This window comes from Streptomyces boninensis (assembly GCF_048572725.1).
Classification (GTDB): Bacteria; Actinomycetota; Actinomycetes; order Streptomycetales; family Streptomycetaceae; genus Streptomyces; species Streptomyces boninensis.
In genome coordinates, this window is the sequence record NZ_CP183837.1 from 6714476 (window position 1) to 6737251 (window position 22776).

The 22776-nt window shown below is 73.1% G+C and carries 21 protein-coding genes; 14 read left to right on the forward strand and 7 right to left on the reverse strand.

Translation table 11 applies throughout. The features are described 5' to 3' along the window. The first annotated feature begins 11 nt into the window (after positions 1-11). Genes ACNNMR_RS30840 through ACNNMR_RS30860 form a run of 5 tightly spaced genes read left to right on the forward strand, consistent with a single transcriptional unit; the run spans position 12 to position 4989 of the window. Positions 12-1001, forward strand: a complete 990-nt coding sequence (locus ACNNMR_RS30840; protein ID WP_420000543.1) for an aldo/keto reductase — start codon at positions 12-14, stop codon at positions 999-1001. Between the two features lie 4 nt (positions 1002-1005). Continuing rightward, complete coding sequence (locus tag ACNNMR_RS30845; RefSeq protein ID WP_419997956.1) at positions 1006-1710, forward strand: (Fe-S)-binding protein; 705 nt, start codon at positions 1006-1008, stop codon at positions 1708-1710. Then, complete coding sequence (locus ACNNMR_RS30850) at positions 1710-3182, forward strand: LutB/LldF family L-lactate oxidation iron-sulfur protein (protein ID WP_419997957.1); 1473 nt, start codon at positions 1710-1712, stop codon at positions 3180-3182. Before ACNNMR_RS30845 ends, ACNNMR_RS30850 begins: the two co-directional genes overlap by 1 nt. Next, positions 3179-4135, forward strand: coding sequence for a LutC/YkgG family protein (locus ACNNMR_RS30855; protein WP_419997958.1), 957 nt, complete (start codon positions 3179-3181; stop codon positions 4133-4135). Before ACNNMR_RS30850 ends, ACNNMR_RS30855 begins: the two co-directional genes overlap by 4 nt. Next, the gene (locus tag ACNNMR_RS30860; protein WP_419997959.1) at positions 4132-4989 is read left to right on the forward strand and encodes an amidohydrolase family protein; all 858 of its coding nucleotides are present in this window, start codon (positions 4132-4134) and stop codon (positions 4987-4989) included. The genes ACNNMR_RS30855 and ACNNMR_RS30860 overlap by 4 nt, the downstream gene beginning before the upstream one ends. A gap of 12 nt (positions 4990-5001) precedes the next feature. On the opposite strand, the gene ACNNMR_RS30865 is transcribed toward ACNNMR_RS30860, so the two are convergent. The 3 genes from ACNNMR_RS30865 to ACNNMR_RS30875 all read right to left on the reverse strand — a co-directional run bounded on the left by ACNNMR_RS30865 (position 5002) and on the right by ACNNMR_RS30875 (position 9660). After that, the gene (locus ACNNMR_RS30865; protein WP_419997960.1) at positions 5002-6396 is read right to left on the reverse strand and encodes an FAD-binding oxidoreductase; all 1395 of its coding nucleotides are present in this window, start codon (positions 6394-6396) and stop codon (positions 5002-5004) included. A gap of 117 nt (positions 6397-6513) precedes the next feature. Beyond that, positions 6514-9195, reverse strand: coding sequence for an ATP-binding protein (locus tag ACNNMR_RS30870; protein ID WP_419997961.1), 2682 nt, complete (start codon positions 9193-9195; stop codon positions 6514-6516). A gap of 18 nt (positions 9196-9213) precedes the next feature. Then, positions 9214-9660, reverse strand: a complete 447-nt coding sequence (locus ACNNMR_RS30875) for a GNAT family N-acetyltransferase (protein ID WP_419997962.1) — start codon at positions 9658-9660, stop codon at positions 9214-9216. A gap of 68 nt (positions 9661-9728) precedes the next feature. Here ACNNMR_RS30875 and ACNNMR_RS30880 point away from each other — a divergent pair, with 68 nt between their 5' ends. Together ACNNMR_RS30880 and ACNNMR_RS30885 are read left to right on the forward strand one after the other, a co-directional pair. Next, on the forward strand, positions 9729-10283 hold the full coding sequence (locus tag ACNNMR_RS30880; protein ID WP_419997963.1) for an AAA family ATPase: 555 nt from the start codon (positions 9729-9731) through the stop codon (positions 10281-10283). 9 nt (positions 10284-10292) lie between these two features. Further along, positions 10293-10868, forward strand: coding sequence for a maltokinase N-terminal cap-like domain-containing protein (locus ACNNMR_RS30885; RefSeq protein WP_419997964.1), 576 nt, complete (start codon positions 10293-10295; stop codon positions 10866-10868). Position 10869: 1 nt separating this feature from the next. Here ACNNMR_RS30885 and ACNNMR_RS30890 read toward each other — a convergent pair whose 3' ends face one another. Both ACNNMR_RS30890 and ACNNMR_RS30895 read right to left on the reverse strand, forming a co-directional pair. Continuing rightward, on the reverse strand, positions 10870-12594 hold the full coding sequence (locus tag ACNNMR_RS30890; protein WP_419997965.1) for an FAD-dependent oxidoreductase: 1725 nt from the start codon (positions 12592-12594) through the stop codon (positions 10870-10872). 24 nt (positions 12595-12618) lie between these two features. Further along, entirely contained in the window at positions 12619-13482 is an 864-nt protein-coding gene (locus tag ACNNMR_RS30895) for an AurF N-oxygenase family protein (protein ID WP_419997966.1), read from the reverse strand. A gap of 224 nt (positions 13483-13706) precedes the next feature. On the opposite strand from ACNNMR_RS30895, the gene ACNNMR_RS30900 reads away from it, so the two are divergent. Then, complete coding sequence (locus ACNNMR_RS30900) at positions 13707-15350, forward strand: GMC oxidoreductase (protein WP_419997967.1); 1644 nt, start codon at positions 13707-13709, stop codon at positions 15348-15350. A 90-nt stretch (positions 15351-15440) separates the two neighbouring features. On the opposite strand, the gene ACNNMR_RS30905 is transcribed toward ACNNMR_RS30900, so the two are convergent. Next, positions 15441-15881: an SRPBCC family protein gene (locus tag ACNNMR_RS30905; RefSeq protein ID WP_419997968.1), complete on the reverse strand. Its 441-nt coding sequence runs from the start codon at positions 15879-15881 to the stop codon at positions 15441-15443. Between the two features lie 61 nt (positions 15882-15942). On the opposite strand from ACNNMR_RS30905, the gene ACNNMR_RS30910 reads away from it, so the two are divergent. The 6 genes from ACNNMR_RS30910 to mnhG are packed head-to-tail and all read left to right on the forward strand — an operon-like array spanning position 15943 to position 22243. Continuing rightward, positions 15943-18843, forward strand: a complete 2901-nt coding sequence (locus ACNNMR_RS30910) for a Na+/H+ antiporter subunit A (protein WP_419997969.1) — start codon at positions 15943-15945, stop codon at positions 18841-18843. Further along, a complete protein-coding gene (locus tag ACNNMR_RS30915) occupies positions 18840-19397 on the forward strand; it encodes a Na(+)/H(+) antiporter subunit C (RefSeq protein ID WP_419997970.1) in 558 nt (185 codons plus the stop codon). Before ACNNMR_RS30910 ends, ACNNMR_RS30915 begins: the two co-directional genes overlap by 4 nt. Continuing rightward, complete coding sequence (locus ACNNMR_RS30920) at positions 19394-21013, forward strand: Na+/H+ antiporter subunit D (RefSeq protein ID WP_419997971.1); 1620 nt, start codon at positions 19394-19396, stop codon at positions 21011-21013. Before ACNNMR_RS30915 ends, ACNNMR_RS30920 begins: the two co-directional genes overlap by 4 nt. 8 nt (positions 21014-21021) lie before the next feature. Continuing rightward, positions 21022-21612 (forward strand): Na+/H+ antiporter subunit E, encoded by a 591-nt coding sequence (locus ACNNMR_RS30925; protein WP_419997972.1) that lies wholly within the window; start codon positions 21022-21024, stop codon positions 21610-21612. Further along, a complete protein-coding gene (locus tag ACNNMR_RS30930) occupies positions 21609-21902 on the forward strand; it encodes a monovalent cation/H+ antiporter complex subunit F (protein WP_419997973.1) in 294 nt (97 codons plus the stop codon). The genes ACNNMR_RS30925 and ACNNMR_RS30930 overlap by 4 nt, the downstream gene beginning before the upstream one ends. After that, a complete protein-coding gene (mnhG, locus tag ACNNMR_RS30935; protein WP_419997974.1) occupies positions 21899-22243 on the forward strand; it encodes a monovalent cation/H(+) antiporter subunit G in 345 nt (114 codons plus the stop codon). The genes ACNNMR_RS30930 and mnhG overlap by 4 nt, the downstream gene beginning before the upstream one ends. A 1-nt stretch (position 22244) precedes the next feature. Here the strand turns inward: mnhG and ACNNMR_RS30940 are convergent, their stop codons facing one another. Beyond that, positions 22245-22766 (reverse strand): CGNR zinc finger domain-containing protein, encoded by a 522-nt coding sequence (locus tag ACNNMR_RS30940; protein WP_419997975.1) that lies wholly within the window; start codon positions 22764-22766, stop codon positions 22245-22247. Between the last annotated feature and the right edge of the window lie 10 nt (positions 22767-22776).

Sequence of the window (22776 nt, forward strand, 5' to 3'; positions counted from 1 at the left end):
CCCCCTCCCCGCTGCGCGTCCGCACCCTCGGCCGCAGCACCGTCCCCGTCACCGCGCTCGGCTTCGGCGGCGCCTCGATAGCCGGCCTGTACGAGCCCGTGGACGCGGACACGGCCGCCGCGACCGTCGAGGCCGCCTGGCGGCAGGGCGTCCGCTTCTACGACACCGCGCCGCACTACGGCGTAGGCCTCTCCGAGCGCCGCCTCGGCGAGGCGCTGCGCGCCAAGCCCCGCGCCGACTACACCCTGTCCACCAAGGTCGGCCGGCTCCTCGTACCCCCGGGCGGGGACGGCGACGACCTGCGGCACGGCTTCGCCAGCCCCGGCACGTACACCCGCCGCTGGGACTTCTCCGCCGACGGGGTGCGCCGCTCGATCGAGGAGAGCCTGGAGCGGCTCGGCCTGGACCGTATCGACGTGGCGCTCATCCACGACCCCGACCGGCACGAGGAGGCCGCCTTCCGGGAGGCCTACCCGGCGCTGGAGCGGCTGCGCGCCGAGGGTGTCGTCGGAGCGATCGGCGCGGGCATGAACCAGGCGGAGATGCTGGCCAGGTTCATGAAGGACACCGACGTCGACGCGGTGCTGTGCGCCGGCCGCTACACCCTCCTGGAGCAGCCCGCCCTCGCCGAGCTGCTGCCCGCCGCGTCGGCCCGCGGCAAGTCGGTGATCATCGGCGGCGTCTTCAACTCCGGCCTGCTCGCCGACCCGGCGGCCCCCGGCGCCACGTACAACTACGCGCCCGTGAGCGACGAGCTCCGGCAGCGCGCCCGCCGCATGGAGGAGATCACCAGGTCGTACGGCGTCCAGCTGCGCACCGCCGCGCTGAACTTCCCCTTCGGGCACCCGGCGGTCGCGACCGTGCTGGCGGGCGCCCGGTCCACGGCCGAGGCCGCGGACGCCGCGGCGGCGATGCGGCATCCCATACCGGGACAGTTGTGGCGGCAGCTGCGGGAAGAGGGGCTGCTGGGAGCGGATGTGCCGGTCCCGGGAGAGTATTGACCCCATGCGGATAGCGCTCTTCATCACGTGCTTCAACGACACGATGTTCCCGGACACCGGCAAGGCGGTCGTCCGCCTGCTGGAACGGCTGGGTCACACCGTGGACTTCCCGGCCGGGCAGGCCTGCTGCGGGCAGATGCACTTCAACACCGGCTACCGCCGGGAGGCGAAGCCGATGGTGGGCCGCTTCGCGGAGGCCTTCGCCGGTTACGAGGCCGTGGTGACGCCGTCCGGTTCGTGCGCCGGGATGGTGCGCGACTATCACCGGGTGCTTGATCCGGAGGTCGAGCCGCCGCCCGTGTACGAGCTGTCCGAGCTGCTCGTGGACGTCCTCGGCGTGACGGACGTCGGCGCGTATTTCCCGCACCGGGTGACGTACCACCCGACCTGCCACTCGCTGCGCATGCTGCGCGTCGGCGACAAGCCGCTGAAGCTGCTGCGCGCGGTCCGCGGCATCGACCTGGTCGAGCTGCCCGCCGCCGAGTCGTGCTGCGGCTTCGGCGGCACCTTCGCGCTGAAGAACGCCGACACGTCGGACGCGATGCTCGCCGACAAGATGCGGCACGTGCAGTCGACCGGCGCCGAGGTGCTGACGGCGGGCGACAACTCGTGTCTGATGCACATCGGCGGCGGCCTTTCCCGGTTGCGTACGGGCGTGGGCACGCGGCACCTTGCCGAGATCCTGGCTGCGCAGGAGGGAGACGCCTGATGGCCGAGCAGAAACAGCACGACAACGTCACCTGGCTGGGCACCCCCGCCTTCCCCGAAGCCGCCCGTACGGCCCTCGGCGACACGCAACTCCGCACCAACTTGCGGAAGGCCACCGGCACGATCCGCGACAAGCGGCTCGCGGTCACCGGCGAGCTCGCGGACTGGGAGCAGCTGCGGGACGCGGGCGCGGCGCTGAAGCGGCGGACGCTGCGGCACCTGGACACGCATCTGACGCGCCTTGAGGGGGCGGTGACGAAGGCGGGCGGCACGGTCCACTGGGCCGCGGACGCCGCCGAGGCCAACCGGATCGTCACCGCGCTGGTGCAGGCCACCGGGCAGACCGAGGTGGTCAAGGTCAAGTCGATGGCGACCGCGGAGATCGGGCTCAACGAGGCGCTCGAAGAGTCCGGCATCAATGCGTACGAGACGGACCTGGCCGAGCTCATCGTGCAGCTGGGCGACGACCGGCCTTCGCACATCCTGGTCCCGGCGATCCACCGGAACCGCGCCGAGATCCGGGAGATCTTCCGCGGGGCGATGGGGGAGTGGGGGCGGGCGGCGCCGGACGACCTGACCGATGAGCCGCGGGATCTGGCGGAGGCGGCGCGGCTGCATCTGCGGGAGAAGTTCCTACGCGCGAAGGTGGCGATTTCGGGCGCCAACTTCGCGGCGGCCGACACCGGCACGGTGGGGGTGGTCGAGTCCGAGGGCAACGGGAGGATGTGCCTGACGCTGCCGGAGACCCTGATCACGGTCATGGGCATCGAGAAGGTGCTGCCGGCCTTCGCGGACCTGGAGGTCTTCCTGCAGCTGCTGCCGCGGTCGTCGACCGGCGAGCGGATGAATCCGTACACGAGCATGTGGACGGGCACGACGGAGGGCGACGGCCCGTCGGACTTCCACCTGGTGCTGCTCGACAACGGCCGGACGTCGACGCTGGCCGATGAGGTGGGCCGGCAGGCGCTGGGCTGCATCCGCTGCTCGGCGTGCCTGAATGTCTGCCCGGTGTACGAGCGGACGGGCGGCCATGCGTACGGGTCGGTGTACCCCGGCCCGATCGGCGCGGTGCTGACACCGCAACTGGTCGGAGTCGCGGACAAGCAGGCGGCCTCGCTGCCCTTCGCCTCGACGCTGTGCGGGGCGTGTTACGACGCCTGCCCCGTGAAGATCAACATCCCGGAGGTGCTGGTGCACCTGCGAGCGCAGGCGGTGGAGGAGAAGCGCGGCCCGGTGCCGTCGCCGGAGGCGCTGGCGATGAAGGCGGCGGCCGGGGTGCTGAGTTCGCCGCGGCGGCTGGGGTGGGCGCAGCGGATGGGCGCGGTGGGCGCGCGGGTGGTCGCGCGGGGCGGGCGGATCGGGCGGCTGCCCGGGCCGCTGAAGCGCTGGTCGGACACGCGGGACACGCCGGTGCCGGCGAAGGAGAGCTTCCGCGCGTGGTGGCGGCGGACGCGTGGGGAGGGGAAGTCGTGACGGACGACGCGAACGAGAAGGCGGAGGGCGCGCAGGGCGCGGCGGGCGCGCCTGGGAGCGGGGACGGGCGGGTGAGTGCGGGCGGGCACGTGAGCGCGGACGGGCACGTGAGCGCGGGCGCGGCTGAGCGGGCGACCACCGACGCGGCCGCGGCCGGACAGGCTCCCGCGGCCGGACGGGACCCCGCAGCCGGACAGGCTCCCGCGCCCGGAACCGACCCCGCGCCCGGAACCGACCCCGCGGCCGGACGGGCTCCCGCGGCCGGACAGGACCCCGCAGCCGGACGGCCCCCCGCGGCCGAGCGCGCGCCCGCGGCCCGGGACGCCATCCTCGGGCGGATCAGGTCCGCTCTCGCCGACGTCCCGGACGGCGAGCGGCCCGAGGATGTCGCCGTGCCGCGCGCCTACGCGCGATCGCACGCGGGCCCCGACCGCATCGCGCTCTTCGCCGAGCGGGTCGCCGACTACCGGGCCACCGTCACCCGCACCCGCGCCCGCGAAGCCCGCAAGGTCATCGCGGGGGCCCTCGACGCTCGCGGCGTGCGCAGTCTCGTCGTGCCCGACGGCTTCCCCGGCGACCTGCTGCCCGGCGAGGACGATCTCGCGGTGCTCACCGATGAGCCGCCGCTGACCGTACGGACCCTGGACGCCGCCGGTGGCGTGCTCACCACCTGCGCCGTCGGCATCGCAGTCACCGGCACCATCGTGCTCGACGCGGGCCCCGGGCAGGGGCGGCGGGCGTTGACACTCCTGCCCGACTATCACCTGTGCGTGGTGCGTTCATCGCAGATCGCCGAGGACGTGCCCGAGGCGCTGGAGCGGCTGGATCCCACCCGGCCGCTCACCTTCATCTCCGGCCCGTCCGCGACCAGCGACATCGAGCTGGACCGGGTCGAAGGCGTGCACGGGCCGCGCACGCTCGACGTCGTCATCGTGGAGGAGCCGCGACCGTGAGCGCTGTCACCGACGCCCACCATCACGTCTGGGATCTGTCCGTACGCGACCAGGACTGGATCACCGGCCCCGACATGGCCCCGATCCGCCGCGACTTCGCGCTCGCCGACCTGGAGCCGGAGGCCCGCGCGCACGGCGTGACCCGCACCGTCCTCGTGCAGACCGTGCCGGTGGCGGCGGAGACCCCGGAGTTCCTGTCGCTGGCCGCGGCCGGCGACCTGGTCGCGGGCGTCGTCGGCTGGACCGACCTGACGTCCCCCGCCGTCGCCGACGAGCTCGCCAGGCTGCGCGAACTCCCCGGCGGCGAGCACCTCGTCGGCATCCGCCACGGCGTGCAGGCCGAGCCCGACCCGCGCTGGCTGGAGCGCCCGGACGTGCTGCGCGGCCTGCGCGCGGTCGAGGCGGCGGGCCTCGCGTACGACGTGCTGGTGCGAGCCCATCAGCTCCCGGCGGCAGCCGTCGCGGCCCGCGAGGTGCCCGGGCTCACCTTCGTACTCGACCACCTGGGCAAGCCCCCGATCGCCGACGCCGAGCTCCAGCCGTGGGCCGACGACCTCCGCACCTTCGCCTCCCAGCCGAACACCGTCGCCAAACTCTCCGGCCTGGTGACCGAGGCCGACTGGCGGCGCTGGTCGGTCAAGGACCTGCGCCCGTACGCGGATACGGCGCTGGAGGCCTTCGGCGCGGACCGGCTGATGTTCGGCTCGGACTGGCCGGTGTGCCGGCTGGCGGCCTCGTACGGCGAGGTGGTGGAGGCAGCGCAGGCGCTGACGGCAGGCCTGAGCCCCGCCGGGCGCGACGCGTTCTGGTCGGGCACGGCGGGGCGGGCGTACGGGCTGGACCGGGCGGTCTAGGCGCCCCCGGCTCTAGGCGGCCGACGGCTCGATGTTCTGGTTGATGCGGAAGACGTTCTCCGGGTCGTACTCGGCCTTGATGCGCGCCAGCCGTGCGTAGTTGCCGCGGTAGCTGGCGCGGACCCGTTCCTGGCCCTCGTCCATCATCATGTTCACGTAGGCGCCGCCCATCGAGTACGGGTGCAGGGCGTCGAAGTAGTCGACCGTCCAGCGGCTGACCCGGTCGGCGTTGGCCGGATCGCCGTCCACGCCCGCGAACACCGACGCCCACTTGGCGTCGCGGAAGGACCAGGCCGTGTCCTCGGCGGAGACGTCGTGCGCCGCCCCGTCGACCGGGTACAGGTGCATCGTCGACTTGCCGGTCGGCAGCTCGGCGGCGAACTTGGCGTGCAGCTCGGCCGCCTCCTGCGGGATGTCGCGGACGAAGTCGGCGCGCCAGTACCACTGGTCGCCCGGCGGGTAGAGGCCGTCGAAGGCGGCCTGGATGCCGGGGTGCGGCACCTCGTGCGGACCGTGCAGCAGCGGCGCAGGGAGGGCGTTGAGCAGCGGCCGCATCTCCCGCTGGGCCGCCTCCAGGTCGGGTATGGCGTAGTGCCAGACGACGCCGCAGATCTTGTCGCCCCAGAGGTCCTCGGGGAACGGCGGGGCCGGCGGCACCGCGCCGACGAGGAAGAAGGCGTTGAGGTCGCGCGGGGCGGAGCCGATGAAGTCCCGGTAGGCGGTGAGGACTTCGGCGGTCCGCTCCACCGGCCAGAACGTCGGCCCGGCGATGACGTCGCCGACCTGGTGCAAGGCGAAGGTGAAGGAGGTGACGACGCCGAAGTTCCCGCCGCCGCCGCGCAGCGCCCAGAACAGCTCCGGGTTCTGCTCCGCGCTCGCCCGTACGCTCTCGCCGGACGCCAGCACCACGTCCGCCTCCAGGAGGCTGTCGATGGTCAGCCCGCAGCGCCTGGTCAGGTGCCCGACCCCGCCGCCGAGGGTGAGGCCGCCGACGCCGGTGGTGGAGATGATCCCGGCGGGCACGGCGAGGCCGTGCTCGTACGTGGCCCGGTCCACCTCGCCCCAGACGGCGCCGCCGCCGGCCCGCACCGTGCGGCGGTCCGGGTCGACGCTGACCGAGTTCATGGGCGACAGGTCGAGCACGACGCCGTCGTCCACGGAGCCGAGACCCGCGCCGTGGTGGCCGCCGCCGCGCACCGCGAGCGGCAGCTGCCGCTCGCGGGCGAACCGCACAACGCGGGCCACGTCGGCGGCATCGGTGCAGCCGGCCACCACGGCCGGGCGCTTGTCGTGCATGGCGTTGTAGATGGTGCGGGCCTCGTCGTAGCCCGCGTCGCCGGGCCCGGTGAGCCGGCCGCGGAAGCCGGTGAGGTCTCGGCGGGCGGCCTGGACGGGTGTGGTGGTCATTGGCTGTTCCCCCTCGAACGGCTGTGATGGGGCAGTTCTACGCGGGGAGAGTGCGGGCGCGTATCGGGGGCCATTGCCCATTCCGGGCCGGCGGGCTGCCTAGAGCGGGACGGCTCCCTAGTCGAGTCGCCGGGCCGGGAGCAGACCCAGATCTGCGGCGCGGGCGAGGACGTCGCGGCGGGTCGGAGCGCCCAGCTTCTCCAGCACCGCGGCGACGTGGTGGTCCACGGTGCGTACGGACAACACCAGGCGGGCGGCGATCTCGGCGTTCGTCAGGCCCCGCGCCAGCAGGCGCGTCACCTCCAGCTGGCGGCCGGTCAGCCCGGCGGCGTTGCGCCGAGTCGCCGGCGCCGGGCCGCGCGGAATGTGGCGCACGCCCTCTGCCTTGAGCCCTGCCCGCACGACCCGCGCAAGCGGCCGCGCGCCGAGGGCATCGAGCTGGGCCAGGGCGGCGAACCGGTCCTCGGGCAGCGGGGATTCGGCCAGGGCGGCGGCGCGCTCATACGGGCAGCCGGCGTCCTGCCAGGCGGCGGCGGCCTCCCGCCACCGCCCGGCGGCCTGCAGGTCGTAGGGATGCGGCCGGCCGCCCGCAGAACCGCCCACGGGCTGTCCCGCGGTGGCCACCGGCGCCCTCGGACTGCCCGTCGGCGCCTCCGCCACCCGCAGCCAGTACCCCAGCTCAGCGCGCAGGTGGGCGACCCCCAGCCGCCGTGCCTGCTCGTACACCGGCCGGGCGGCTGCCACCACCGCCTCGTGGTCGTCGCGTAGCGCCGCCGCCTCCGCCAGCCCCGCCGCCACCGGCCCGGTCCGCTGCAGCTCCCCGGTCCGTACGGCCAGCTCCCAGGCCTGCGCCAGCAGCTCCTCGCCGCCGGGGCGGCCCGTGCGCACCCGGATCCTGCCGAGCACCGTCAGCGCCGGGCAGCGGGCCGGGACGTGCAGGCCCACGGCCAGCTCCGCGGCGCGGGCGGCCGCGTCCCAGCGGGCGGCGGCGAGCTCGCGCATGGCGAGCTCCGCGTACATGTAGCCGAGGAAGCCGAGGTGTTCGGCCTGGTCGGCGAGGTCCATGGCGGCGGTGAGGAAGTGGTCGGCGTCCGCGTACCTGAGGTTCTCCAGCAGGCTCCAGACGATGTTCACGTACGCCCGGCAGGCGTGCTCCACCTCGCCGGAGGCGAGCGCCACCGCCAGCGATTCCTCCAGCACCGGCCGCCCGGCCGCCGCGTCGCCGCTGCGCCAGCGGGCGCAGCCGACGTTGTTGAGGGCGTGCGACAGCAGCCCGGCGTCGCCGAGTTCGCGGGCGAGGGCCACCGCGCGTTCGCCGATCTCGATCGCGGTCGCGTGCCGGTCGCCGAGCATGTGCAGCTGGGCCTGGTTGCTGAGGGCGAGGGCGAGCAGCTCGGGGTCGCCCTCGCGTTCGAGGACGGCGATGGCTTCGGCGGCGGCCCGGTCCGCGAGCGGCACATCGCCCGCCCACCAGTGGATGCGGGAGAGCCAGCGCAGGTCGGCGCCGAGCTTGCGGTGGTCGCCGAGTTCGCGGCGCAGCGCCACCGCCTCGTGCTGGGCGGCGACGGCCTGCTCCGAGTCGCCGAGCGTGTAGCACTCGATGGCGTACTGCTCCAGGAGCGTGGCCAGTTCCGGCGGCTCGTAGCGCCCGCGCTGCCGCAGTACGAGTGCGAGGTGCGCGGCCGCCTCACGGTGCGCGCCCGCGCGGGAGGCGGCCGCCGCGGCGGTGGGGCCGTACCGGGAGATGGCGTCAAGGTCGCCGGCCTCGGCGGCGTGGTGCACGATGCGCGAGAGGTCGCAGGAGCCGCCGCCCTCGCAGGACGCCGACTTCGGGTACTCCAGCAGGGCGGTGAGCACCACGCGGTTGAGCGCGATGCGACGGGCGGCGGGGAGGGAGTCGGCGAGCGCGCGGCGGATCAGTTCGTGCCGGAAGCCGGCCCGGTCGGGGGCGACGACGAGCAGGCCGCGCTGCTCGGCCGCGGCGAGTGTCTGGATGCCGCCCGGCACCAGGGCGTCGACGAGCCACCGCTCCAGGGCCGTCGGCACGACGGCGAGCTGCTCCAGGGCGTCGACGGTGGCGGGGGCGAGCCCGCTCAGCCGTGCCAGCACGGCGTCCACGACCGTCGGGGGCACTCCGCCCGCCTGCCCGTCGGCGAGCACTTCGGTGACGAAGAACGGGTTGCCCGAGGTCACCGCGTACACCTCCGCGGGGTCCAGGCGGCTGCCCGCGCCGAGGGTGCGTACCGCCGCCTCGCTCAGCCGCGGCAGCGGCAGCCGGTGCAGCCGGTCGGCGCGCGGGATCTGGCCGAGCAGGTGCCGCAGCGGGTGCTCGCGGCCGAGCTCGTCGTCGCGGTAGGTGAGCACGAGCAGCGCGGGCAGCTGCGGCATGCGCCGGACCAGGTAGCGGAGGGCGTCGAGGGTGGCCTCGTCGGCCCAGTGCACGTCCTCGACGACCAGTACGGCCGGGTGCGGAGGCGCGCTCAGCTCGGTACGCAGGGCGTCGTACACCCTCTGGCGGTCCCCGCCGTCCGCCAGGGCCTTCGTCAGGTGGGGGCCGACGGCTCCGACGAGGTCGGTGAACGGGCCCAGCGGGCGCCGGGTGGTGAGGTCGTCGCACTGCCCGACGAGGGTGCGGGCGTCCGCGGGGAGCGCCGGCGGCAGCGCCCTGACCAGGCTGGACTTGCCGATCCCGGCCTCGCCGAAAACGAGCGCCACGGAACCGGCCCCGGCAGCCGCCTCCCGCGCGGCGACCGTGAGCTGCCCGACTTCACGGTCGCGCTCGAGGATCCCCCGGTCCACGGGCAGGATTCTTACAGGCTAGGCGGCATCCAGCCACAGCTCGGGACGGTCCCACTGGACGGCCGGCGGCCTGGCCAGGACCGTGCCCGTACGGCGGGCGCCCTGGCTCAGATAGAAGTCGCCCGCGGGCGGGTGGGCGACGATGCGCAGCCCTTCGAGGCCGGCGGCGCGGGCCTGTTCGCGGGCGTGGGCGAGCAGGCGGCGGCCGATGCCCAGGCCCTGGGCGGCGTCCGCGACGAAGAGCAGGTCCAGCTCGGGCGGGTCGAGGACGAGGGCGTAGAAGCCGAGGACGCGGGTGTCGTCGGCGGCCACGTAGACCTCGTGCCGGAGGATGTACTGCGCGCTGACCCGGTAGCCCTCGATGATCGACGCGTAGCGCCCCTCGTACGCGCTGGAGGCGTGCATCAACGCGGTCAGCCGGCGGGCGTCCTTGGGCTGGGCCCGCCGGATGGTGATCTCGTGCATACCGCCGAGTATGCCTGAGCGGAAATCGGGGAGCGGGCGCCCGGCTGCCGGTGGCATGATCGGGCGCGATGAATACGGCGCTGAGTACGACCGACGGGCCCGCCCCGTGCTGCATCATCCTCAATGGCGTCCCCGGCGCCGGGAAGACCACCGTCGCCCGGCTGCTCGCCGCGCGGATGCCGCGGGCGGCGTACGTCTCCGGTGACGCGGTCGCCGACATGATGGTCAGCGGCCGGGTCGGCGTCGTCTCCGAGCCGCGGGCGGAGGCGCAGCGGCAGCTGCTGCTGCGGGCGCGCAATATCTGTTCGCTGGCGGACAATTTTGCCGCGGCCGGCTTCACGCCGGTCCTGGACCATGTCGTGCCGGACCGTGCGGTGCTGGAGCTGATGACGGACAGCCTGCGGGTGCGGCCGGTGTTCTTCGTGACGCTCGCGCCGTCGCTGGAGGTCGCCGCGCATCGCAATGCCACGCGGGATGCGCGGGAGCGGGTCCCGTACGAATTCGGCGACCTGGATCGGGGCATGCGCGCCGAGCTTGGCGATGTCGGGCTGTGGCTGGATACGAGCGAGCTGACGGCCGCGGAGACGGTCGCGGCGATCGAGGAGAAACTCGGAAAGGGTTGAGCCGGAGCAATGGCGATCATTCACCACACGACGATGAAGCCGACGAAGCTGGAGCTGCTCGCGGAGTGGCTGCCGAAGCAGCCGTGGTACGTCGGGGAGCCGGGGGCGCGGCCGGAGCTGGCGAAGGCCGGGGGCTTTCGGCTGGACGATCCGGCGGGGGTCGTCGGGATCGAGTTCATGGTGGTCAACGACACGGCGGGGGAGCGGCCGGTTTCGTATCACGTGCCGATGACGTATCGGAGCGAGCCGCTGCCCGGGGGCGCGCTGGTGGGCACGTCGGAGCACGGCGTGCTCGGGCTGCGGCGGCTGTACGACGCCACGACCGACCCGGTGTTCCGCGCCGAGGTGCGGGCGCTGTTGGCGGGGACGGCGGTGGCGCAGATGCAGAGCGTGAACGACACGCCGGACCCGACGGTGACCGCCCGCCTCGACGCCGGAGCCGAGGCGGGGGAGGGGGCGATCACCGTATGCCGCGTCCTGCACCCGGCCCCGGCGGACGCGGGCGCCGCGCGCGGCGACATCACGGCCGGGTGGAAGCTCCCGGACGGCACTGAGGCGCGGGGGCGCTTCGTGGTGCTCGGCTGAGTCAGACCCGGGCCCGCCGCTTCCGCGCGGCCGCGACCAGCTCGGGCACGGTGGCGAGCTTGACCCGCGTACGGCCTTCGGCGGCGCCCCTGGCCCGTTCCGTACGGTCGATGGCGGCGAGGCCGCGCGCGTCGACCAGGCCCGCGCTGCGGCGGCGGGCGAGACGGCGGAACTCGCGTCCGCTGCGGGCGGGTTCGGTGAGCGTGCCGTCGACCGCGTCGGCGAGGAGCGTGCCGATGGTCTCGGCGGCGCAGGCCCGGTTGGCGCCGATGCCGCCGGAGGGCCCGCGCTTGATCCAGCCGACGACGTACGTGCCGGGGCGCCCGGCCACGCGGCCGCCGGCGTGCGGAACCGTGCCGGTGGCCTCGTCGAAGGGGAGCCCGGCGACGGGGATGCCGCGGTAGCCGATGGCGCGGACGAGGAGTCCGGCCGCGATCGTCACGCCGCCGCCGTCGCCGGTGACCCGCACGGCCGCCACGCCCGCGCCGCTTCCGGCGCCCGTATCCGCGCCCCTTCGGGCGCCCGCGTCGCTTCCGGCGGCATCGGCCGTCCCGCCCGTCACCTCAACCGGTGCCGAGTGGAAGCGGAACACGATCCGCCGCCCCTCCGCCGGCGCCGCAGCCCAGTCCACCGCCACCCGCGGCAGCCCGGTCAGCAGCGCCGCCGTGTCGTCCGGCCCCGCCGCCTCGATCGCCTCGCCGACTCGCGCATCCGCGTCGTCCACCGCCAGCTCGACGCCCGGCAGGTGCTTCAGCGCCAGCAACTCCGGCCGCGTGCACGCCAGATGCTCCGGGCCGCGGCGGCCGAGCAGCACCACCTCCCGTACCGCGCTCGCCCGCAGCGCCGCCAGCGCATGGTCCGCGATATCCGTGCCCGCCAGCTCCGCCGGGTCCGCGACCAGGATGCGGGCGACGTCCAGCGCCACGTTGCCGTTGCCGACCACCACCACCCGCTCCGTCGCCGACAGGTCGATCGCGTCCGGCGCCACATCCGGATGCGCGTTGTACCAGGCGACGAAGTCCGTCGCCGCGATGCTGCCCGTACGGTCCTCACCCGGGATGTCCAGCCGCCGCCCGGTGGAGGCGCCCACCGCGTACACGACGGCGTCGTGATGCGCCGCCACCTCCTCCGCCGACACGTCGTCGCCCACGTGCAGCCCGAGCAGCAGCCGCACCCGCGGGTGGTCGTGGAAGCGGGCGAAGGCCGAGCCCATGCCCTTCGTGCCGGGGTGGTCGGGCGCCACCCCGTAACGGACCAGGCCGCCCGCCACCGGCAGCCGGTCGATCAGGGTGACCTCGGCGCTGGTGTGCAGCAGCAGGTCCTCGGCGGCGTACATGCCCGCGGGGCCGGTCCCGACGACGGCGACCCGCAGCCGGCGGAAGTCCGAGGGGAGAACGCGGTCGAAGGAGGGCGGGCCCCAGGCGTGGAAGTTGGGGCTGTCCGCGGCGAGTTGCGGCTGGGAGCCCGCGCCCGCGTCCGCGTAGTACGCCGCGTTCAACGCCGCGTACTGCCGGTTCGCCCCCGTCAGCTCGTCCACCGGAAAGATCGCGTCGACCGGGCAGGCATCCGCGCAGGCACCGCAGTCGATGCATGTCTTCGGGTCGATGTGCAGCATTTCGGTGCTGCCGAAGGCGCGTTCCTCGGGGGTCGGGTGGATGCAGTTGACCGGGCAGACGGCGATGCACGTGGCGTCGTTGCAGCAGGTCTGGGTGATGGCGTACGTCATGGGTGCGGCTGGTCCCCTACGAGGTCAGATCAGGTTGGCGCGGCGGTAGAAGACCAGCGCGGGCTTCGTGAGGAGCTTGGCCGAGGCCAGGAATTCCATCAGGCCTGCGCAGCTGGAGCGCATCATCGACTTGTGGTGCTCGTTGGCCTTCGCCTCGGCGAGCGCGCGCTCCTGGTCCAGGCCCGCGCGCTTGTAGACCTTCTTGTTCACCATGCTGGTGACGATGACGTACGAAGCGATGGAGATCACCAGCGCGTGGATCTGCCGCCGCACCCAGCCGGCCTTCGCCAGCCGCTTCTTGGTCTCGTCCCGGGCGAACTTCATGTGCCGGGATTCCTCGACGACATGGATGTTGTTGATCGTACGGACGAAGGGCACCACCCGCTCGTCGCGCATCCAGTCGCGCTGCATGACGTCGAGGACCTCCTCGGCGACGAGGATCGCGGCATAGGCCGCCTCGCCGAAGGCGATGGTCTTGAAGGCTCGGCCGAGTTCGATGGCGACGCGGTGCGGCTTGTACGGGGGTGCCTGCAGCTTGCGGGCGCCGCGCGCGAACATGATCGAGTGCCGGCACTCGTCGGCGATCTCCGTCAGCGCCCACTGGACGTCGTCGGAGGAGGCGTCCTTGGCGTAGACGTCCCGCAGGATCATCTGCTGCAGGATCATCTCGAACCAGATGCCGGTGCAGGCGACGGACGCCGCCTCCTGCCGGGTCAGCTCCTTCTGCTGCGCCTCGGTCATGTCGTCCCAGTAGCGGGTCCCGTACAGCGTCGACCACTCGGGGCTGGCGCCGTGGAAGTCCTTGTCGAGCGGTGTCTCCCAGTCGACTTCCACCGCCGGGTCGTACGACAGGATCGCGGACGATTCGAGCAAGCGGGTGGTGACCATGCCGGTACTACTCCTCGGCTCGCGTGACAGCTCCATTGCTTGCTGACGGACTGTATAGCAAGGGATGCACGGCCGCCTACCCCCCGGTAACGACCTTTCGCGAGCGTCCTCGCATATCACATAGGTTCATCCAACACGCAGAAGTTACCGGAACGTTGCTGTATACATCTCACCTCACTCTCAGTAGAACCCGTTTCCATCCGACCGAGAGTGAGGCATGTCACATGGGCAACTCACCGCAGTACATGGGCCCTTCGGCCCGTCTGACCCGCAGGAGATTCATCGCTGGAACCAGTTCCATTCTGGGAGCCGCCGCCGTCGCCACGTACGCCACCCCGGCCCGGGCCGCCGGTCCCATCGCGAACGGCGAGCAGGTCGCCGCGCTCGTCATCGGCACCGGCTATGGCGGCTCCGTCGCCGCGCTGCGCCTCGCCGAGGCGGGGGTCGCGGTCCACATGGTGGAGATGGGCCAGGACTGGGCGACGGTCGCCCCGGGCCCCGACGGCCGGATCCACCCGAAGGTCACCGCCCCGGACTACCGCTCCTTCTGGATGCGTACGAGGACCAAGGCGCCGCTCAGCAACTTCCTCGGCTTCCCGCTCGACAAGGCGGTGCCGAGGCACGCCGGGATCCTGGACGCGGAGGAGTTCCCCGGGATCATCGTCTACCAGGGCCGCGGCGTCGGCGGCGGCTCGCTGGTCAACGGCGGCATGGCGGTCACGCCGAAGCGCGCGAACTTCGCCTCGGTGCTGCCGTCGGTGAGCGCCGACGAGATGTACGGCACGTACTACCCGCGGGCCAACGCCGGGCTTGGGGTGGGGCTGGTGAACCCGGAGTGGTTCGAGCGGACGTCGTACTACCAGTACTCGCGGGTGGGGCGGAAGCACGCCCAGCGGTCCGGCTTCGCGTGGACGTTCGTCCCCGACGTATACGACTGGGCGTACATGGAGGCCGAGGACAACGGCACCGTGCCCAAGTCCGCGCTCGCGCAGGAGATTCTCTACGGCAACAACTACGGCAAGAAGACGCTCGGCAAGACGTATCTGCAGAAGGCGAAGGCGACCGGCAAGGTCACGATCTCGCCGCTGCACGAGGTCACCGCGGTCGCGCCGGCCGCGGGCGGGGCAACCGGCTTCACGGTCACCATCAGGCAGCTCGACACGGCGGGCGCCACGGTGGCCACCAAGACGGTGCAGGCCGCCAAGGTCTTCTTCGCCGCGGGCAGCGTCGGCACCAGCAAACTGCTGGTGAAGCTGAAGGCCACCGGCGCGCTGCCGAAGCTCAACAGCGAGGTCGGCAAGGGCTGGGGCGAGAACGGCAACGTCATGTGCGGCCGCGCCAACCACCTGTGGGACCCCACCGGCGACGTCCAGTCCACGATCCCGTGCTCCGGCATCGACAACTGGGACGCCGGCGGCGCCTTCGCCGAGGTCGCCCCGCTGCCGACGGGCATCGAGACCTTCGCGTCCTTCTATCTGTCGATCACGCGGAATCCGAACCGGGCGGCGTTCACGTACAACGCGGGCACGGGCAAGGTCGACCTGTCGTGGCAGACGGCGTGGAAGCAGGACTCGATCACGATGGCGAAGTCCATCTTCGACAAGATCAACCAGAAGGAGGGCACGATCTACCGGATCGACCTCTTCGGCAACAACAGCAAGGTCTGGGGCGACCACCTCACGTACCACCCGCTGGGCGGTGCGGTCCTGAACAAGGCAACCGACAACTACGGCCGCCTGCACGGCTACCCCGGCCTCTACGTCATGGACGGCGCCCTGATCCCGGGCAACACGACGGTGAACCCCTTCGTGACCATCACCGCGCTGGCCGAACGCAATATCGAGCAGATCGTGCGCACCGACCTCTGATCCGCGCACCCCGCACCTGATCCGCGCCCCCGTCAGCGCCGCCCCCGCCCGCACCGCGGGTCCGCACCCGGCGCTCCGGCGGCCGGCCCCCTACCCGCGCAGCAGCCGATCGAGCGCCCGCCCGAACACCGCCCGCGCGACGCGGGCCAGCGCCGGGTCCAGCAGCCGTGGCAGGCCGCGCGGCCGCAGCTCCTCCCACCAGCCGACACGGGCCGCCGCCGGGCCTTCGGCGTGCACCTCGATCTCGGCCCAGCCGCGCACCAGCCGGCCGCGCTTCTCCAGCCGGCAGCGGCCGGATGCCCCGCCGGTCCCCGGCGGCCGCCATTCCACGATCTCCATGGGGTCGTCGAAGCCCACCCGCCGCCATCCCGTGCGCGCCGTGAACCGCCCGCCCACGCCTGCCGCCGGCGCGGCGGACCGCACGATGCGGGTGGCCGGGATGCCGTCCGCGTGCCGGTCCCAGTCGGTGACCCGGCGCCAGGCCTCCGGGGCCGACAGCGGGACCTGCCGCTCGAGGTGGAAGTGCGCCATCGCGCCCAGGCTACGGCGTGGCCCGTTCACCGTGTCCCTATTGTGCGGATATGCATAGGGAATGACCTGGCTGGTCCTCGCTCACCTCGTCGTCGCGTTCTGCGCCGCACCGCTGATCCGGCGGGTGGGGCCGCGCGGCTTCGTGCTGTTGGCGGTGCCGCCTGCGGTGGCGGTTGGGTGGGCGCTGGCGCAGTGGGGGACGGTTGCGGAGGGTGGGGCGCGCGCAGAGGCGTGGTCGTGGATCGGGCCGTACGGGGTCGACGTCGCCTTCCGGCTCGATGCGCTGGCGATGGTGATGGTGCTGCTGGCGGCCGGGATCGGGGCGTTGGTGCTGCTCTACTGCGTCAGCTATTTCGCGGGCGGGTCGCGGCAGCTGGGGCAGTTCGGGGGGACGCTGCTCGGGTTTGCCGGGGCGATGCTGGGGCTGGTGCTGGCGGATGATCTCATCCTGCTCTATCTCTTCTGGGAGCTCACCACTGTCCTGTCCTTCCTGCTGATCGGGTACGACAGCGAGAAGCGGGCCAGCCGCAGGTCGGCGCTGCAGGCGCTGACCGTCACCACGGTCGGCGGCCTGGCGATGTTCGTCGGCTTCCTGATGCTCGGGCACGCCGCGGGGACGTACCGGATCTCCCGCATCCTCGCCGACCCGCCCGCCGCCACCGACACCGTCTCCGCCGCCGTGGTGCTGGTGTTGTGCGGGGCGCTGGCCAAGTCGGCGATCTGGCCGCTGAGTCTGTGGCTGCCCAGCGCGATGGCCGCGCCGACGCCGGTCAGCGCCTATCTGCACGCTGCCGCCATGGTGAAGGCCGGGGTGTATCTGATCGCGCGGCTGGCGCCCGGCTTCGCGGATGTGCCGGAGTGGCGGCCGCTGCTGCTGACGCTGGGGACCGCGACGATGCTGCTCGGCGGGTGGCGGGCGCTGCGGCTCAACGACCTCAAGCTGGTGCTCGCCTACGGGACCGTCAGCCAGCTGGGCTTTCTCACCGCGCTCGCCGGCGCGGGGACGTACAACACCGAGCTCGCGGCGATCACGATGATCCTTGCGCATGCGCTGTTCAAGGCGCCGCTGTTCCTGGTGACCGGCATCGTCGACCATGCCGCCGGGACCCGGGATCTGCGGCGGCTCTCGGGGGTGGGGCGGGCGCTGCCCTGGGTGTGTGCGACCGCCGTGGTGGCCGGGGTGTCGATGGCGGGGCTGCCGCCGGTGTTCGGGTTCGCGGCGAAGGAGGCGGCGTTCGGGGCGCTGCTGGACGGGACTGCCGCCGAGCGGTGGGCGCTGGTGCTGATCACCGTGGGGTCGGCGCTGACCACCGCGTACACGCTGCGGTTCCTGTGGGGGGCGTTCGCCCGGAAGCCGGGGGTCGCGGACACCCGGGTGCACCGGGTGGGGTTCGCCTTTCTGGCGCCGGCCGCGCTGCTGGCGCTCGGGGGGCTGCTGCTGGGGCCGGGGGTCGGGTGGGTGACCGGGCTCTTCGAGAGCTACGCGGGCCAGTTCCCCGAGCCGGCGCACCCGTACCACCTCGCGCTGTGGCACGGCTTCGGGGCGGCGCTCGGGCTTTCGGTGCTGGCCTGGGCCGGTGGCGTGGCACTCTTCGCGGGGCGGAAGGCGGTCGTGCGGGTCGGGCGGCGGCTGGCCTGGCCGACCGCCGACGAGGTCTTCGGGCGGATGGTGCTGGGGCTTGAGCGCGCCGCGCTGCAGGTGACCGGCACCGTGCAGAAGGGGTCGCTGCCCAGCTACGTCGTGACGCTGATGGCCGTCATGCTGCTCGGCCTGATCGCCGTCCTCGCCACCGACCGCCCCTGGCACGGCGTGCCCGCGCCGCGCGCCTGGGACTCCGTGTGGCAGGCCGCCGCCGGGGCGCTGACCTGCGCGTGCGCGCTGATGTGCCTGCTGGTGCAGCGGCGGATGAAGGCGGCCGTGCTGGTGGGGCTGACCGGTTACGGGACGGCGCTGCTGTATGTCGTGCACGGCGCGCCCGATCTGGCGCTGACGCAGTTCGGCGTGGAGACCGTGTCGACGGTGGTGCTGGTGCTCGTACTCCGGCGGCTGCCGCTCTTCTTCGGCGACGCGGGGCACCGCAAGCGGGTGGCGGGCATGGTGTTCGGGGCGGTCAGCGGGCTGGTGCTGGCGTCGGTGCTGTGGCTGGCCGCCGCCGCCCGGCGCGCGGAACCCGCCGGGCCCGCGATGACCGAGGAGACCGCGCACCACGGGCTGAAGGACGTGGTCGCGACGATCCTGGTGGACTTCCGCGCCTGGGACACGATGGGGGAGTCCGCGGTGCTCGCCGCCGCGGTGCTCGGCGTGGCCAGCCTGCTGTACGTGTATCCGCGGCGGCGCCCGCCCGCCGGCCCGCCCGCCCGGCAGCTCCCCGGCGGGGTGACCGCCTGGTCGCTGATCGGGCGGCGGATCCGGCCCGGCGGCGAGTACGGGCAGGTGGCGCCGGAGGGCAGTTGGCTGGCGGCCGGCGACACCCTCGCACCCGAGCACCGCTCGGTGGTCTTCGAGGTGATCGCCCGCATCTCCTTCCACCCGATCCTGATGCTGTCGGTGTATCTGCTGCTGTGCGCCGAGAACCTGCCCGGCGGCGGCTTCGTCGGCGGCCTGGTCGCGGGCGTCGGCCTGATGATCCGTTACCTGGCGGGCGGCCGGCACGAGCTGACCGCGGCCATTCCGGTACGCCCCGGCTTCTTCGTCGGCCTCGGCCTGGCCCTGTCCACCACCGTCGCGCTCGCCGGCCTCGCCGGCGGCACCGTCCTGCACGCCTGGACTTGGAAAGGCCATCTGCCGCTGATCGGCGACTGGCACGCGGGCACCGCCGTCATCTTCGACCTGGGTGTCTATCTGCTGGTGGTCGGCGTGGTGCTGGACATGGTGCGGGCGCTCGGCGGCGAGATCGACCAGCAGACCGAGGAGCGGGCGCGCTACCAGCTCGCCGCCAGGACCAGGAAGGAGCCCGCGTGACGGTCAGCGCGACCCTGCTGTTCTGCGCCGCCGTGCTGTGGTTCGTCGGCGGCACCCTCATCATCACCCGCAGCCTCACCCGGGTGCTGATGGGGATCATCGTGTGCAGCAACGGCGTCAACCTCTTCCTCCTGGCCTCCAGCGGCCCGGCCGGCGCCCCGCCGCTGCTGTACCCCGGTACCCGGCAGTCCGCGATGAGCGATCCGCTGCCGCAGGCCATCTGCCTGACCGCGGTCGTCATCACCCTCGGCACCACGGCCTTCGTGCTGGCCATGGCGTACCGCAGCACCCAGCTGACCGGCTCCGACTTCGTCCCCGACGACCTCGCCGACCACCAAGTGGCGCTGCGCGCCCAGCTCTCCGCCGAGCGCGCCCGCCTCCGCGACCGGGAGCGCGAGGAGCGCCCGCAGGCCCGCCGCGACCTGCGCCGAGACCTGCGCCGCGAGCTCCGCCGCCGGATCCGCGACGCCCGCGCCTACCAGGCCCGCGAGGCGGCCGCCTCCGACGACCTGTGGGACGACGTATTGGGCGCGGACCCGGAGGTGCGCAAATGAACTACCTCGTCCCCCTGCCCGTAGCGCTGCCGCTGGCCGTCTGCGGCTGGTCCCTGGTGCTCGGGCCGCGGCAGACCCGGCTGCACCGGGTGCTGTCCGTCGTGATGCTCGCGGCGGTGGTCGCCGTCGACGTGATCCTGCTGATCGAGGCCGACCGGCACGGCCCGCTCGTCGTCCACCTCGGCGACTACGCGCCGCCGCTCGGCGTCACGCTGGTCGCCGACCGGCTGGCCGGGCTGATGCTGCTGGTGTCCGGGCTGGTCACCCTCATCGTCCTGTTGTACGCCTTCGGGCAGGACACCGCGGAGGGCGGGCAGACGGCACCCTTCTCCTTCTTCCATCCGGCCTACCAGATCCTCGTCGCCGGAGTCTCGCTGTGCTTCCTCGCCGGCGACCTCGTCAACCTCTACGTCGGCTTCGAGATCATGCTGATGGCCAGCTTTGTGCTGCTCACCGTCGGCGGCACCCAGCCGCGGCTGCGGGCCGGATCCACGTACGTCATCGTCTCCCTGGTCTCGTCCATCGTCTTCCTCGCCGGCATCGCCGCCACCTACGCGGCCGTCGGCACGGTGAACTTCGCGCAGCTCGCCGTCCGGCTGCCCGATGTCCCGCTGGGCGTACGGACCTTCAGCCAGGTGCTGCTGCTGACCGTCTTCGGCGTGAAGGCGGCGGCCTTCCCGGTCGCGGCCTGGCTGCCGGACTCGTACCCGACGGCGCCCGCGCCGGTGACCGCCGTCTTCGCGGGCCTGCTCACCAAGGTCGGGGTGTACTCGATCATCCGAGCCGAGACGCTGTACTTCCCCGGCAACCGGCTGTTCGCGGTGCTGATGGCGGTGGCCTGCGCGTCGATGGTCATCGGCATCCTCGGCGCGGTCGCGCAGACCGACCTCAAGCGGCTGCTGTCGTTCTGCCTGGTCAGCCATATCGGGTTCATGCTGTTCGGGGTGGCGCTCGGCACCCGGGCCGGAATCGGCGGCGCGATCGTCTATACGGCGCACCACATCACCGTGCAGACCACGCTGTTCCTCGCCGCCGGGATGCTGGAGCGGCGGTACGGCACCACGGAGCTGACGCGGCTCGGCGGGACCGCGCGGACCGCCCCGTGGCTGGCGGCGCTCTGGTTCGTACCCGCGATGAACCTCGCCGGGATCCCGCCGCTGTCCGGCTTCATCGGCAAGCTCGGGGTGATGCGGGCGGGGGCCGCGTACGGCGGGGAGTGGGCGTATCTGCTGCTCGCCGCCGCGGCGGTGACGAGCCTGCTGACGCTGTACGCGATGGCGAAGGTGTGGAACCTGGCCTTCTGGCGGGCGGCACCGACCGGCCGGCCGGCCTCGGGGCCGGCGGGGGGCGCTGGGTCAGGGGAGGGCGCTGGGTCGAGGGGCGCGGGGAGTGCGGGCGCAGGTGGTGCGGGCGCCGGTGGTGTGGGCACGGCGACCGCCGCGCCACCGCGCGCTCCCGCGCGGATCCCCGGCCTGATGATCGGCGCGACCACCGCCATCGTGGCCCTCGCGCTCGCGTACACGGTCCTGGCGACCCCGCTCACCGGACTCGCCGACCGCTCGGCGGCCGAACTCCTCGACGGTTCCCCCTACATCGAGGCGGTGCTCGCCAAGTGACCGCCTCCATGCCCCCCAGGCCCGCCCCGGCTCACCGCCGCAAGCGCCTCGACCTCCCCCTGATCGCCTGGCTCACCATCATCTGGATGCTCCTGTGGTCCGGCGTGACCTGGGGCAACCTGATCAGCGGCGTCGTCGTCGCCGTGATCCTCTGCCTGGTCTTCCCGCTCCCGCCGGTGGCCATGGACCTGCGGCTGCACCCGCTGGGCATCCTTCGCCTGGCGGGCTATCTGCTGTACGACATGGTCGCCTCCAGCGTCGAGGTGACCCGGCTGGCGCTCAGCGGCAAGCGGACTCCGGCCGCGGTGGTGCGGGTACCGCTGCGCTGCCGTACGGACCTGATGATCGCCGCGACCGCCGTGGCCGTCTCCAGCGTGCCGGGCGGCGCGCTGGTCGAGGTCAACGCCGGCACGGCCACGCTGTATCTGCACCTGTCGGGCGCCGACAACCCGGCGGTGGTGGCGCGCACCCGCCGGGACGTATGGCGGCTGGAGGCGATGACGGTACGGGCCTTCGGCACCCGGGAGGAGATCGAGCGGGTGCAGGCCGAGCCGCCGACAGGACCGCCACCCGCAGACGGAGAGGCACCGCAATCATGACCACAGCAGACGACATCCTCCTCAACGCCGCGATGGCGCTGCTCGTCCTAGCCGGAGTCCTGCTGCTCGTACGCATCTGGCGCGGCCCCTCGATGCTGGACCGCGCGGTCTCGGTCGACGTCGCCGCCGTGCTCATCATCGCGGGCATCGCCGTGGACGCGGCGATGACCCGCACCCGCTACTACCTCTCGATCATGCTGGTGCTGGCCTTCCTCGGCTTCACCAGCTCGGTCGGCATCGCCCGCTTCATCGCGACCAGGGACCGGGTCACGCGCAAGGAGCGCCGATGAGCTGGCGGGAGGTCGTCGACCTAATCGGCGCCGTACTCCTGTTTCTGGGCGCCGCGACCTGCCTGAGCGGCGTCATCGGCATGCTCCGGCTCCGCGATGTCCTGACCCGCAGCTCGGCGGCGACGAATCCGCAGACCTTCGGCATGCTGCTCCTGCTGGCGGGGCTCGCACTGCGGCTGCGGACGGGCGTCGACGCGGGGACGCTGGTGCTGGTCGCCTTCTTCCAGCTGCTGACGAGCGCGGTCGCTGCGCACTTGGTGGCGCGGGTGGCGTATCGGACGGGGGCGGCGGACCGGTCTCAGCTGCTTTACGACGAACTCGCCGAAGAGGCCGAGCGCTAGGTCAGGCGGCCGACGCCCGTGACCGGTGTCGGCGGACCGCGTCGCGGTTGGCGCAGCGCTGCGAGCAGTAGCGCTGTCTTCCCGTACGGGAGGTGTCGGCGAAGATCGTGGAGCACTCGGCGACCGCGCAGCGGCGGAGGCGGTGCATGCCGCGGCCCGCGAGGTGGAAGGCGGTGCCGACGGCGATGAGGGTGTGCAGGATGGCGCCGACCGGCTGGTGTTCGTCGCGGTAGTGCACGTGCCAGCCGCCGCCGGTGTGGTTGGTGAGGCGGGGGTAGGCGGCGGTCGCCGTGAGCATCTGGTTGACCAGGGCGGCGCGTTCTTCTTCGCCGTCGGCGTCGACGGCCCGCTCCCAGTCGTCCAGGGCGGACAGGGTGCGGTCGAGGTCGGCGGGGGTGGCGTCGTCCACGGTGAGGCCGGCTGCGCGGCAGCGGTCAGTCAGCTCGGCAGGGTCGGCAGGGCGCCGGTTGGCGAGGTCTGCGGCCAGGTTCACGACGTCTTCGCCGTAAGGGTTGAGCTGCATAAGACCATTA